Here is a 13,344-nt window from a genome sequence, read left to right as displayed (position 1 = left end):
GTCTATCAAAGGCTGGGGAACCGCGAATCAAGCTTAGGTTGTTTATGAGTAAATTGAAATGTGCCGTGATTGGTGCCGGATATTTGGGGAAATTTCATGCGGAAAAATACGCGTCGCTAAAAGATTGCGAATTAGTGGCGGTGGTTGACATCAATGCTGAGGCTGCCCAGCAAGTTGCAGAAAAAAACGGTACCCAGGCGTTGACCGATTACCGGGAGTTACTGGGTAAGGTTGACGCGGTGAGTATTGTGGTCCCTACCAGCCACCATCACAGCGTATCCAAGGATTTTTTGAATGCCGGCACGCATGTCCTGGTGGAAAAGCCAATCACCGTGACCGTTGAAGAAGCGGACGAGTTGATCGCTATCGCGAAGGAAAAAAACGTTATTTTACAGGTGGGGCATTTGGAACGCTTTAACCCGGCCGTGCGCGGCTTGGAAAAGATGGAAGACAAGCCCTTGTTCATTGAATCGCATCGCTTGTCGCCGTTTAACCCGCGTGCCAACGACGTCAGCGTGGTGCTGGATTTAATGATTCACGACATCGATATCATCATGGCGCTGGTCGATTCGGAAGTGGAAAAAATCGATGCCAGCGGCACGGCGGTGTTGACGCAAGGCACCGACATCGCCAATGCCCGCATCACCTTTAAAAATGGTTGCGTCGCCAATGTCACCGCCAGCCGGATTAGTATGAAAATGGAACGCAAGATGCGCATGTTCCGCCCTTGTTCCTACATTTCGGTGGACTTTCAGAACCGGGTTTTGATTAAACATAGAACCGGCGAGAAAGAAATGTTCCCCGGCATCCCGGAAATAGTGACCGAGGAATCGGTATTCGAAAGCGGCGATGCCTTGCTCGAGGAAATCAAACATTTTGTCAATTGCGTCAAGACCGGCGAGAATCCGCTGGTTCCCGGCGAAGCGGGCCGTAAAGCCCTGGCTACCGCGATAGAAATCACTAAATTCTTAATCCATCGATAAAGGGCTGACACTATGATCCCCATGGTCAATCTGCAAGCGCAGTATGCGGAAATTCAAGATGAAATCGTCGGCGGTTTCACCGAAACCCTTAACAATTGCGCGTTCATCCTGGGGCCGAATGTACAGGCTTTCGAAAAAGAAGCCGCTGCCTATCTGGGTGTCAAACACGCTATCGGTTGCGCCTCGGGTACCGATGCATTGCATTTAGCCTTATTGGCCGAAGGCATAGGCGCGGGCGACGAGGTCATAACCAGCGCGTTCACTTTTATCGCCACCGCCGAAGCGATCAAATATGTCGGTGCCAAACCGGTGTTTGTCGACATCGATCCGGGTACGTTCAATATCACCCCGGAAAATATCGAAAAAGCCATTACAGCCAAAACCAAGGCGGTGATGCCGGTACATTTGTTCGGCCAGCCCGTTGATTTGCCGGCCATCAAAGCGATTTGCGACAAGCATGGTTTGAAGCTGATCGAAGACTGCGCACAATCCTTCGGTGCCACTGTCTACAACAAGCAAACCGGCAGTTTCGGTAACGCAGCCGGTTTTAGTTTCTTCCCTAGTAAGAACCTGGGCTGTTTTGGTGACGGCGGCTTGGTAACCACCGATTCCGACGCGACGGCAGCCAAGATCAAGCAATACCGCAATCACGGCTCGGACGTGCGCTATTATCACGACGTCATAGGTTACAACAGCCGACTTGACGAGTTACAGGCCGTGGTGTTGCGCGCCAAATTAAAACGCATCGACCAATACAACGCCGCTCGCCGGCATGCCGCGCATTTGTATTCCGAATTAATGGCCGATTTGCCCTTGATCACGCCCTATGAAGACAGCATTGGCGTGCATGTCTATCATCAATACACTTTGTTGTCGGACCGCCGCGACGAGGTGATGAAGGCATTACAAGACCAGCAAATTGGCTGTGCGGTGTATTATCCGGTGCCGCTGCATCAACAGAACGTGTTTAAGGAAGAGTGTGCCGGTGTGTCTTTGCCGGTCACCGAATCGGTGGCGGCGCGCTGTTTCTCTTTGCCGATTTGCTCCAATCTGAGCGACGATACCGTCAAGCAGATTGTCAGCGTGATCCAAAGCGTTTTCCAAGCCTAAGCCAAAAAATGTAGGGTGGGCTAAGCAAAGCGCAGCCCACCAACTCATCCGTACATGACCAACTCCCCCACATCCTATACGCTGCTATTTAGCGCCGGCGAATCCTCCGGTGATCAACATGCCGCCAATATGTTCCTGGAACTGCAGCAGCATTGTCCGACGATTCGCGGCATCGGTATGGGCGGCAGCAAAATGCGCCAGGCTGGTGTCGACGTGCGTTACGATTCGGCGGGAATTGGCGTAATCGGGTTGGTTGAAATTTTGAAGCATTATGGTGAGGCTAGCCGGGCCTTGAGTTTATTGAAACAAATCGTTGCCGATGAAAAGCCTGACTTGGTGGTTTGCGTCGATTACAAGGAATTCAATTTAAGATTGGCGCGTTTTGCCAAGAGTCAAGGCGTAAAAGTGCTGTTTTACGTCAGCCCACAGGTTTGGGCCTGGCGACCAGGAAGAGTGAAAACTTACGGCAAGGCCATCGATATGATGGCAGTTATCTTTCCATTCGAAACGCAATATTACGAAGCCGAAAACGTACCGGTCCGTTATGTGGGCCATCCCTCGGTAGATAAAGTCCATCCGCAGCGCAGTCGGTCCGAGGATTTCGATGTGTTTGGCCTGGACCCCAATCGGCCTGTCGTTGGCATACTCCCCGGCAGCCGAGGCAACGAGATCAAGCGCATCCTGCCGGTGATGCTGGCTGCGGCGGCTATATTGAAGGCGCAGCGGCCGGAATTACAGTTTGTATTGCCGCAAGCCGATTCGATTAGCGATGCCGAATTGACCGCGCATCTGGATAACTGCTCTGTTGCCATTCATGTAGTCAAACAGCAGCCGTATGATGCGATTCAATGTTGTGATGCGGTGCTGACGACCTCCGGCACGGCCTCGCTGGAAATAGCCTTACTGGGTGTGCCGATGGTAATCGTATACAGGTTGGCGGCGTTCAGTTACTGGTTGGGTAAGCGCCTGGTAAAAATTCCATTTATCGGGCTGCCAAATATCATTGCCGGTAAATCCGTCGTCAAGGAATTGATTCAGGAACAACTGACGCCGGAAAATTTGGCGGCCGAGATTCTACAACTGTTGGGCAACGGCGATTATCGGCAACGCTGTATCTCGGAGTTGCAGGCCGTCAAACGCCAGCTTGGCGATGGCGGCGGCTCAAAAAATATGGCGCTCCTGGCTTTAGAGATGTTGGGCGGTTCCTAGCCCGCTCAAGACTGGCAAATCGTCGGATTTTGACACGTAACGGCCGCTTTTAAAGTGGTCCGTGGCTGTCGCGCTGGTCGTAAAACGCCGCAACAAATTCATCGAAAGTCTGTCCTTCAATGGCGTCCCGCAAACCTTGCATCAACTCTAAATAATAGTGCAGATTGTGGATGGTGTTGAGCCGGGAGCCCAGCATTTCCTTGCACTTGTCCAAGTGCTTTAGATAAGCGCGCGAGTAGTTTCGGCAGGTGTAGCAACTGCAATCCTCGTCCAAAGGCCGGGTATCGTATTGATATTGCTGGTTTCTGATCTTGATGACGCCGTGGCGGGTGAATAAATGGCCGTTGCGGGCATTGCGGGTCGGCATCACGCAATCGAACATATCGATGCCGCGTCTCACGCCTTCCACCAAATCTTCCGGGGTGCCGACGCCCATCAGATAGCGGGGTTTATCCACCGGCATTTTTAGATGAATCGCATCTAGGGTTGCCAGCATTTCGTGCTTGGGTTCGCCTACCGACAAGCCGCCGATGGCATAACCGTCGAAACCGATGTCGGTCAGGCCGGCGATGGATTCGTCGCGCAATTGCGGATACATGCCGCCTTGCACAATGCCGAACAAGGCAGACGGATTGCCTTCGTGGGCGCGTTTGCTGCGTTCCGCCCAACGCAAGGACAAGCGCATGGAATCGGCGGCTTCTTGATAGGTGGCCGGATAAGGCGTACATTCGTCAAAAATCATCACGATATCCGACCCCAAATCGCGCTGTACCTGCATCGATTCCTCAGGACCCATAAAGATTTTGCTGCCATTGACCGGTGATTTAAAGGTTACGCCTTGTTCGCTGATTTTGCGTAGCGCGCCGAGACTGAACACTTGAAAACCGCCGGAGTCGGTCAGGATCGGTTTTTGCCAGCGCATGAAATCATGCAGGTCGCCGTGGGCTTTCATCACGTCCATGCCGGGCCGCAGTAACAAATGAAAGGTGTTGCCAAGAATGATTTGTGCGCCCAACTCGGTCAAATCTTCCGGGGTCAAAGACTTTACCGTGCCATAGGTGCCCACCGGCATAAAGATCGGCGTTTCCACCACGCCGCGGGCAAAGGTCAGTTGGCCGCGGCGGGCGTGACCGTCAGTGGCTTTGAGTTTGAATTCCATGCAAATCCGGCAAACGAAAAAAGCCGGGATTATCGGTCCTTTTCGTTCCGCAAGCCAGAGGAGTTGTCGTTTGATGTTGAATAAGTGACAGGTGACGGCCTTTGTCGCCTGAGAAAGCTTGTTTGTGCCATAGTGTGTTATAAATTTGGGGAACTTGCCGCAGATTTTCTATCGAAATACCTTCGGGTCGGCGATTCCGTTTATTATCGGGATATTATTAATTTCACTATGTAACTTAGCAAAATTGATGAATTTTCTTCAGGCCATAACAATAATAATCGGCCGTTCTCGGGATAGCTATGTTTGATACTAACAGCAAAACCGTTTTGGTAGTTGACGACTCTCCGGAAAACCTCACCGTCATTAGCGAATTACTGCAACCGCAATACCGTGTGCGCATCGCTACCTCCGGGCAGCGAGCATTGCAGATGGTTGCCAATCAGCCTTACCCCGATTTGATTTTGCTCGATGTGATGATGCCGGGCATGGATGGTTATCAAGTATTCGAGCAGCTGCGCGCCGATCCTATTACGCGTACTATCCCGGTGATTTTTGTCACGGCTATGGATAGCATGGAGTCCGAACTGCATGGACTGGATGTCGGTGCGGTTGATTACATTACCAAACCCATTTTGCCGCCTATTGTTTTGGCGCGCATTCGCACTCAGCTGGAGCTGAAGCAGGCCAGAGATTGGCTGCGTGATGAAAATACCTACCTGGAAATGGAAATAGCCAAGAGGATGAGTGAAAACCAATTGATTCAAAAAGTCAGTATTCGGGCTTTGGCACATCTGGCGGAAATTCGCGATCCGGAAACCGGTAATCACATCCTGCGCACCCAAGGTTATGTTCAACATTTGGCTAACGCCTTGCAAGGCCACCCGCGTTTTGCCGGGACATTGACCGATCATTACGTCGAATTGCTGACGCGTTCCGCGCCGCTACACGATATTGGTAAAGTGGGCATACCTGACGCAATTTTACAAAAGCCTGGCAAACTAACCCCCGAAGAATGGGCGGTGATGAAGACCCATGCCAAAATGGGTAGCGATGCAATAGAAATGGCAGAACGCGATGCTACACGCTCGGTGGAATTTTTGGTTTTGGCCAAGGAAATCGCGCACTGGCACCATGAAAAATGGGATGGCAGCGGCTATCCGGATGCCTTGCTAGGCGATGCTATACCGGTTTCAGCCAGGATCATGGCGCTGGCGGATGTTTTCGACGCGCTGATTTCCCGGCGTGTTTATAAAGAGCCCATGGCTTTCGATGCAGTTAATACTATCATTGCCGAAGGACGTGGTAGACACTTTGATCCGGATATGGCCGATGCATTTTTAGCCGATTTCCATGCCTACTGCGACATTGCCCAACGACACCTCGATTCGCCCGTGGAGTAAATTAGATATGAATCAAAGCGCTCGCATTTTGTTGGTTGAAGATGAGGACATTATTGCGATTATTATTCGAGAGTTGCTGGCCACCGAAGGCTTTGTAGTGACGGTCTGTACAGATGGCTTCGCTGCCTGGGAAACTTTGCAGCACGATCAAACCGGCTACGATTTGGTGCTGTTGGACAGGGGGCTGCCGAAGATGGATGGGATGGAATTGCTGAGATTGATCAAGGGCGATAGGGCCTTAGCCTCAATTCCGGTGATTATCCAGACCGCTCGTAGCGACAAGCAAAGCATACAGGAAGGTCTCAGCCAGGGCGCTTATTATTATCTGACCAAACCGATCCAGCCGGAAGTTTTGCTAGCGGTTATCAATGCTGCATTACAACAGCGTCGGGAATTGCAGGATATGTTCGACAGCGTCAATCGCGCCGAGCGTCCGTTGGCTTTCTTATATGCCGCCGATTTTCGTTTTCGTGATCTCGAACAAGCAAAATTGTTGAGTCATTGCTTGGCCCAATCATGCCCCGAACCCGAACGCGTTATCCAGGGCTTGCAAGAGCTGATGATTAATGCAGTCGAGCACGGCAATCTCGGCATTTCCTATGCCGAGAAAGGCGAGTTAATGTTGGCGGGAACCTGGCAGGATGAAATCCAACGCCGCTTGCAGCTACCGGAGTTCAACAAGCGTTTCGTTTCGGTTCATTTTCAGCGCCTGCCTGACAAATTAGTCTTCACGGTGCAGGACCAAGGCGAAGGCTTTGATTGGCAGGATTTTCTGGACTTTTCCCTAGAGCGCGTGTTCGATTTGCACGGTCGCGGTATTGCGATGGCAAGACTGATGAGCTTTGATCGCCTGGAATATCAAGGTAACGGTAATACGGTATCCGCTGTGGTTAACAGCGCTTCTTCTTTGTGTGGCTTGGATAACTAATTCGATTTTGTAAGCCCATGCTGTCGAATAACGATAACTCAACACCAGCGCAGGTCAGCCACAAAAGTATATTAGCTGTAGTGTTGGCGTATGCCATATTTGCCGCCAGCTGGATTTTGGTGTCCGATCAGCTGATACATCAAATTTTCAGGGACCCCGACCAGCTTATCCTAGCCAGTATGTTGAAAGGCTGGGTTTATGTGCTTATTACCTCTTTACTTCTCTATGGCTTGATGCTGCGCTGGTTTGGCCGAAACGCCGATTCGCAACACGCTCCCCCCGCTCCCCGCCGTCTGTTGTTAGCGTTAGGCTTGTTGATAGCCGTCATTTTGGCTTTGATGGTGGCGACGGTGCTTCTGACAATCGAGCAACACACACAAGAAGAGTTCGGTCGGCTGCAGGCCGTCGCGGCCCTAAAGTCCAGACAAATCGGCGACTGGCTCCATGAACGGCGCGGCGACGCGGATTTTATCCAAACCAGCGAATTTTTCATCGAACAATATCAACGTTGGCAGGTCGATGGGGATATGCACAGTGCCGAACGCCTGCAAACCCGATTGGAGCAATTTGCTAAAAGCCGTGGGATTTCGGCTATCAGTGTGCTTAATCCCCAAGGTGAGCGTTTATGGCGTTCAGCAAATGCTCCCGCGACAATCTTGCCGGAGGCGTTAACGGCTGCAGAGTTGTCGACAAAAACTCGGCAAGTCCAATTGGTCAATCCTTATCGAGATAATGACGGACGCGTGCGACTGGATTTGGTCGTGCCGCTGACCGCCCGGCCGATAGCTGCGCCGTTGATTGTGATGCATATCGATCTTAGCGAGTGGCTTTTTCCGGTGTTGGAGAGATGGCCGATGGCCAGTGCCAGTGGCGAAACCTTGCTGTTTCGACGTAGCGGCGATGACATTCTCTATATATGTCCCTTGCGTTTTCGGCCGGATGCGGCAGCATCGTTCCGTTTGTCCTACCAAACCACAAACTTGTTGGCCACCAAAGCGCTGCAAAGCGAACCTAGCCTAAATAAAGTGCTGGAGGGTAAGGATTATCGTAATGCTCCCGTGATTGGTCTGGTTCAGGCGATAGGCGGCACAGACTGGTTGTTATTGACCAAGCTGGATAAGGTCGAAATCTATGCAAAGGCCAGAAGCGAAGCGGTTTGGATCATTTGTGTCGGGAGCCTGACTATTTTTATAGTCTGCGCGGGTTTTTATCTATTGCGCCAAAGTCAAAGCCTGGCATTGGCCAGGGCGATGCAGAAATCTCAAGCGGAGCGTCTGCGGGCGCTTAATTTGTTAGCCGCGATATCCGATCTGTCCGTTGACGCCATCTATGCCAAGGATCTTGATGGGCGTTACATGCTATTTAACACTGCGGCCTGTAATTTTGTCGGTAAGCCGGTTGAAGAGGTATTGGGTCAAGACGATACGGCCATATTTCCGCACCATCAATCCGAGCACTTAAAGGCATTTGGCCGCCGAGTAGTGAAAGAAAATATAACCCTGACGGAAGAAGAGACGCTAGATACCCGCTATGGACCGAGAGTGTTCCTGGCGACCAAAGGGCCGTTGCGCGATGCGAACGGTAAAGTGATAGGGCTGTTCGGTATCTCGCGCGATATTACCGAACGCAAACAGGCGGAGCTTGAGTTACGCGACAGCGAGGCGCGCTTTCGCGGTTTGGTGGAGCAGTCGCTGGCGGGCATATATATCATCCAAGAAGGGCGTTTCGTTTATGTCAATCAGGGATTTGCGGCCATCTTCGGCTATGAACGGGCAGAAGATATTGTCAGCAGCAAAACGGTTGCCGATTTGGTTAGCCCGCAAGACCTGCCGATGGTCTTGGAAAACTTGCGCAGGCGGATTAATGGCGAGGTTGAAAACCTTCAGTATCGATTTGAAGGCCTACATCGGGCCGGACACCGTATTTATGTCGAAGTACACGGCCGGAGTCTGGAGTACCAGCAGCGGCCGGCAGTTATCGGCTTCATCCTGGATGTTAGCGCGCGTAAGGTTGACGAAGACAAGCTAAATAGCCAGGCCGCGGAATTAAAGGTTCGCAATGACGAGCTGGAACGCTTTAACCGGGCCATGGTTGGCCGAGAGCTGGATATGGTTAAACTAAAACAGCAAGTCAACGCATTGTCTAAGGAGCTTGGCCGGCAACCGCCCTATGCATTGACCTTTCTAAACGACGATAAACACGCTACGGACGCCGGTGACTTATGAGTGGCACCGAAGGCTCATTCGGCACTTTTTCCAAGCGGTTGAGACCCCGTTATCAACATAGGCACAGACTTGCTTATCTAGTCGCAGTCGTTCTGGTTTTGATTGCGCTGGCAATCCGTCTGTATTTGCCGGCATCCTTCGGCGAACGCACGCTGCTATTGCTGTTTTTGTTACCGGTGATCGTTAGTGCCTTACTCGGCGGCTTAGGGCCAGGATTATCGACCGCCGTGATAGCGGCCGTCGTTACCCGGTATCAGTTGTTGCCACCGTATCGCAGCTTAGCGATTGCCGATGCGCAGACCAATTTATTTTTGGCGGTGAATCCGGTATTTGCTGCGGAGCGCGGATATACCGCGGAAGAATTGATCGGTAAACCGGTACTAATGGTTTATCCGGGCGATTTAGTGGATCAGGTCAAACAGTGGATCGAGCTTCTGGATACCCCTGTCATGGTGTATTCGAGGCCGAACATCAACGCAAAGACAGTAGTCGTTTTCCGGTGATGATGGACGTTACTGTGATAAAGTCCGGCGATGGCAACCCCGTTCGTCGAGGTGCTTATGTTTTGGACATTAGTGAGCGCAAAGCCGCCGAAGCTGCTCTACGGGAGCAAACCGATGCACTACAGCGCTTCAACCGGGCCATGGTCGGTCGTGAAATAGACATGATTGCACTCAAGCAACAGATCAACGATCTGAGTCGGCAGCTTAGTCAAGGGTCGGCTTATCCACTAGCATTCCTGGATGCGGATGCGCGTCGTTAAATGAGGATACTTCATGATGAAACGTACTCGTCTGTTGCTATCGATACTCTTACCCTTGTTTGCCTTGGCCTTGCAATGGTTGCTCTGGCCCTGGATTAGCCCATTCGTTTGGTTCTTATTCTTCCCGACGGTATTTTTCAGTGCCCGTCTTGGCGGTTTTAAGGGTGGGCTGGTCAGCACCTTTTTAAGCGCGGGCTTGGTTTGGTATTTTTTTATCCCGCCGCAAATGAGCTGGGCAATGGATAAGCCGGCTAATTTCTATTCGGTTGGTATGTTTCTGATAATGGGTTATTTATTCAGCGATACCCATGGACGTCTGCGCACGGCGCAACAAAATACGGAATCCGCCTTGGCACAAACAAGTGCCGCAAAGGAGGAAATTACTCAGCTGTATCAAAAATCCCTGGAGTTGGATCGGCTCAAGACTGAATTCTTTGCCAATATCAGCCACGAGTTGCGTACGCCTTTAACCCTGATTATCAGTCCGTTAACCCGGCGATTGGCTCTGGATAGTCTTTCTGCGGCAGAGCGCGGCGAAGATGAATTAATCCTGCGCAATGCCCGCTTATTGTATCGCCAAGTCAGCGACTTATTGGATGTCGCCAAGCTGGAAGCGGGCCATATGGCGGTCGATTATGCGTACATAGATCTTGGCGAATTAACGCGTGCGGTAGCCTCGCAGTTCGATTCGTTAGCCAAGGAAAAAAACATTAGCTACTGCTTAGATGTGCCGGTGCCGATTAGAGGGGAAGCAGATGGTGAAAAAATACAGCGCGTTTTACTTAACCTGCTGGCTAATGCCTTCAAATTTACACCCGACGGTGGAAACATCCGTGTGACGCTACGTGAGAATGCGGGTATGGCCGTTATTATGGTAGAAGACAATGGCCCCGGCATACCTGAAGACATGCGGGAGGTAGTTTTCGAACGTTTCCGGCAAGTCGAGGGCGGGGCGCAGCGACGCTTTGGCGGCACTGGCTTGGGATTGGCCATCGTTAAAGAGTTTACCGAACTGCATCTCGGCTCGGTTACCTTAAACCAGGCAGTGGACGGAGGGGCTTTATTCAGCGTGAGTTTGCCATTACAAGCGCCGTCAGGAACGCTGGTTAGAGACACCTCCACGCGACTAGATCCCAATTTCAATTTACAAAGCTCTGCTAAAAATCGTTCGCCTTCCCAGCAATTGCGCGCGACTACTGTTGTGGATGCTGATGACGCTAACACACCCTTGATACTGGTCGTGGAAGACAATGCCGACATGAACGCGTTTATCGTCGATACCTTGCAGCCATACTATCGAGTAGCCAGCGCTTACGATGGTCGGGAAGGCTTGGCGTTGGCGAGAAATTTGCGCCCCGACCTGATTTTATGCGATTTGATGATGCCCTTAATGAGTGGCGATCAAATGGTCATCGAGTTGCGCCGGCAACAGATTCTGCTAGATGTGCCTATTGTGATGCTGACCGCCAAAGCCGAGGATGAACAACGGGTACGGATGCTGAATCAAGGCGTACAGGATTATATAAATAAACCCTTTTTGGTGGATGAGTTACTGGCGCGGATTCACGGATTGATTGAGGTGCGGCAGCGTAACGCTGCCAAGCTGAGTGCAAGTGAACGGCGCTTTGAGGCCACTTTTGAACAAGCGGCGGTAGGCATAGCGCTGGTTGCCCCGGATGGCCGTTGGTTGCGGGTTAACCGCAAACTCTGCGAAATAGTGGCTTACAGTCATGACGAGCTATTAGCACTTAGCTTCCAGGATATTACGCATCCGGACGATCTGGAAACCGATATGACTTATCTCCAGCAATTGCTAGCTGGGGAAATCCCAAACTACTCGATGGAAAAACGCTATATTCGCAAAGGCGGCGAGTTGATTTGGATTAATCTGACGGTCGCGTTAGTACGCAGCGCGGACGCTAGTTCGAATTATTTTATTTCGGTGATTGAAGACATTACCGAGCGTAAACTTTTCGAGGAAAGCCTGAATAAATCGCAAGCCCAGTTGAAGACCTTTATTCAACATGCACCTATCAGTATCGCGATGTTCGACAAAGAGATGAACTATCTGTCCGTCAGCGGCCGCTGGCTAGCGGATTTCGGGAGTGGGCAGGCGAGTTTGATGGGGCTGAACTATTACCAAGTTAATCCGGATATGCCGGCCAATTGGCGAGATATTCATCAACAGGGTTTGAGCGGTGCCACGATTAACAATGACGAAGATTTGTGGGTACAGGCGGACGGCACTATGCGCTGGCTGCGGTGGGTGGTTTCGCCCTGGAGCGACGAGAATGCGGCGATAGGTGGTGTCATCATTTCCATAGAAGATATAAGCGATAGAAAACTGGCAAAGGAAGAAATTCGCCGGCTTAACAACGATTTGGAGCAACGTGTGCTTGCCCGCACCGCCGAGCTCAGCGCCGCAAATCAGGAGTTGGATAGCTTTGCTTATGCGGTTTCGCACGATTTGCGCGCACCGTTGCGGGCTATGAGTGGCTTTAGTCAGGCGCTTTCCGAAGATTACGGTGATCAGTTACCAGGCGACGCGCAAGTGTTTCTGAAACAGATACAAATCGCCAGCAGCAAGATGAGCGAATTGATCGACGGCTTGTTGGTTCTTTCGCGTACTACACGCGGTGTGTTGGCAGTTGATCGGATCGATCTCAGCACCCTGGGTGAAAAAATCTTGGCCGACCTGCAACGGGATTGGCCGGAACGCCGGCTGGATATTGATGTCGAAGCGGGGATGTTGGCCAACGGCGATAAGCGTATGATCGAAGCGCTGCTCCGCAATCTACTGGAAAACGCCTGGAAATACACCGCAAACACGCAGACGGCCAGCATACGTTTTTATAGCGAACAGCTCGGCGGGAAGCAGCGTTTTTGCATTTCCGACAACGGTGCCGGGTTCGATATGGTCCATGCTGGCCGCTTATTCCAGCCGTTTCAGCGCTTGCATCGCCAGGATGAGTTTCCGGGGATAGGTATTGGGCTGGCTACCGTACAGCGTATTGTGTTTCGCCATGGCGGCACTATCGAGGCCAGTGGTGAGCCGGGCAAGGGTGCGGTTTTTTGTTTTACCTTACCGGAGTTGATTGCCGGCTCTGTGGCGGATAAGCAGGAGGTTGTATGAATAACGCCAAAACCATCTTGTTGGTGGAAGACAATCCTCAAGACGAAATGCTGACTTTGCGCGCCCTGCGCAAAGCGAATTTGGCAAATCAGGTGGATATAGTGCGAGATGGCCAACAGGCCTTGGATTTTCTGTTCAAGACCGGTGAGTTTGCGAATCGCGAAGGGCCGGATCTACCGACTGTGATGCTTCTGGATATTGGCTTGCCCAGGCTGTCCGGCCTTGATGTTCTGGAACGGATACGTGCTGACAGCCGTACGGCTTTATTACCAGTGGTGATTTTGACCTCTTCGGATGAAGAGCGCGATCGAATTAAAAGCTATCAGGTCGGTGCGAATAGTTTTGTGCGTAAACCGGTGGACTTTGGTGAGTTTGCCGAGACTGTGGCGAGTTTGGGCGTGTATTGGTTAGCCACCAACGAGCCGCCGCATTGA

Annotated in this window: 11 protein-coding genes; 10 read left to right on the top strand and 1 reads right to left on the bottom strand. The window is 51.6% G+C overall.

What is annotated here, in order from left to right; translation table 11 throughout:
• Nucleotides 1-44: 44 nt before the first annotated feature.
• Genes EBA_RS15300 through lpxB form a run of 3 tightly spaced genes read left to right on the top strand, consistent with a single transcriptional unit; the run spans nucleotide 45 to nucleotide 3,302 of the window.
• A complete protein-coding gene (locus tag EBA_RS15300; RefSeq protein ID WP_192375507.1) occupies nucleotides 45-983 on the top strand; it encodes a Gfo/Idh/MocA family protein in 939 nt (312 codons plus the stop codon).
• A 12-nt stretch (nucleotides 984-995) separates the two neighbouring features.
• On the top strand, nucleotides 996-2,093 hold the full coding sequence (locus EBA_RS15295; RefSeq protein ID WP_192375506.1) for a DegT/DnrJ/EryC1/StrS family aminotransferase: 1,098 nt from the start codon (nucleotides 996-998) through the stop codon (nucleotides 2,091-2,093).
• A gap of 54 nt (nucleotides 2,094-2,147) precedes the next feature.
• The gene (gene lpxB / locus EBA_RS15290; protein WP_192375505.1) at nucleotides 2,148-3,302 is read left to right on the top strand and encodes a lipid-A-disaccharide synthase; all 1,155 of its coding nucleotides are present in this window, start codon (nucleotides 2,148-2,150) and stop codon (nucleotides 3,300-3,302) included.
• Nucleotides 3,303-3,351: 49 nt separating this feature from the next.
• Here the strand turns inward: lpxB and tgt are convergent, their stop codons facing one another.
• Complete coding sequence (gene tgt, locus EBA_RS15285; protein WP_192375504.1) at nucleotides 3,352-4,461, bottom strand: tRNA guanosine(34) transglycosylase Tgt; 1,110 nt, start codon at nucleotides 4,459-4,461, stop codon at nucleotides 3,352-3,354.
• Nucleotides 4,462-4,760: 299 nt separating this feature from the next.
• On the opposite strand from tgt, the gene EBA_RS15280 reads away from it, so the two are divergent.
• From EBA_RS15280 to EBA_RS15250, 7 genes are read left to right on the top strand one after another with little or no spacing between them, the layout of a single operon-like run.
• A complete protein-coding gene (locus EBA_RS15280; RefSeq protein WP_192375503.1) occupies nucleotides 4,761-5,861 on the top strand; it encodes a response regulator in 1,101 nt (366 codons plus the stop codon).
• 7 nt (nucleotides 5,862-5,868) lie between these two features.
• Nucleotides 5,869-6,789 (top strand): ATP-binding response regulator, encoded by a 921-nt coding sequence (locus EBA_RS15275; RefSeq protein WP_192375502.1) that lies wholly within the window; start codon nucleotides 5,869-5,871, stop codon nucleotides 6,787-6,789.
• Nucleotides 6,790-6,806: 17 nt separating this feature from the next.
• On the top strand, nucleotides 6,807-9,014 hold the full coding sequence (locus tag EBA_RS15270) for a PAS domain-containing protein (protein WP_192375501.1): 2,208 nt from the start codon (nucleotides 6,807-6,809) through the stop codon (nucleotides 9,012-9,014).
• Entirely contained in the window at nucleotides 9,011-9,517 is a 507-nt protein-coding gene (locus tag EBA_RS15265; RefSeq protein ID WP_192375500.1) for a DUF4118 domain-containing protein, read from the top strand. The genes EBA_RS15270 and EBA_RS15265 overlap by 4 nt, the downstream gene beginning before the upstream one ends.
• Nucleotides 9,517-9,777 (top strand): hypothetical protein, encoded by a 261-nt coding sequence (locus EBA_RS15260; RefSeq protein ID WP_192375499.1) that lies wholly within the window; start codon nucleotides 9,517-9,519, stop codon nucleotides 9,775-9,777. The genes EBA_RS15265 and EBA_RS15260 overlap by 1 nt, the downstream gene beginning before the upstream one ends.
• Nucleotides 9,778-9,790: 13 nt before the next feature.
• Complete coding sequence (locus tag EBA_RS15255; protein WP_192375498.1) at nucleotides 9,791-12,910, top strand: ATP-binding protein; 3,120 nt, start codon at nucleotides 9,791-9,793, stop codon at nucleotides 12,908-12,910.
• Nucleotides 12,907-13,344, top strand: coding sequence for a response regulator (locus tag EBA_RS15250; RefSeq protein ID WP_192375497.1), 438 nt, complete (start codon nucleotides 12,907-12,909; stop codon nucleotides 13,342-13,344). The genes EBA_RS15255 and EBA_RS15250 overlap by 4 nt, the downstream gene beginning before the upstream one ends.

Source organism: Methylomonas albis (genome assembly GCF_014850955.1).
Lineage (GTDB): Bacteria > Pseudomonadota > Gammaproteobacteria > Methylococcales > Methylomonadaceae > Methylomonas > Methylomonas albis.
This window is presented reverse-complemented; position numbering and strand designations above follow the sequence as displayed.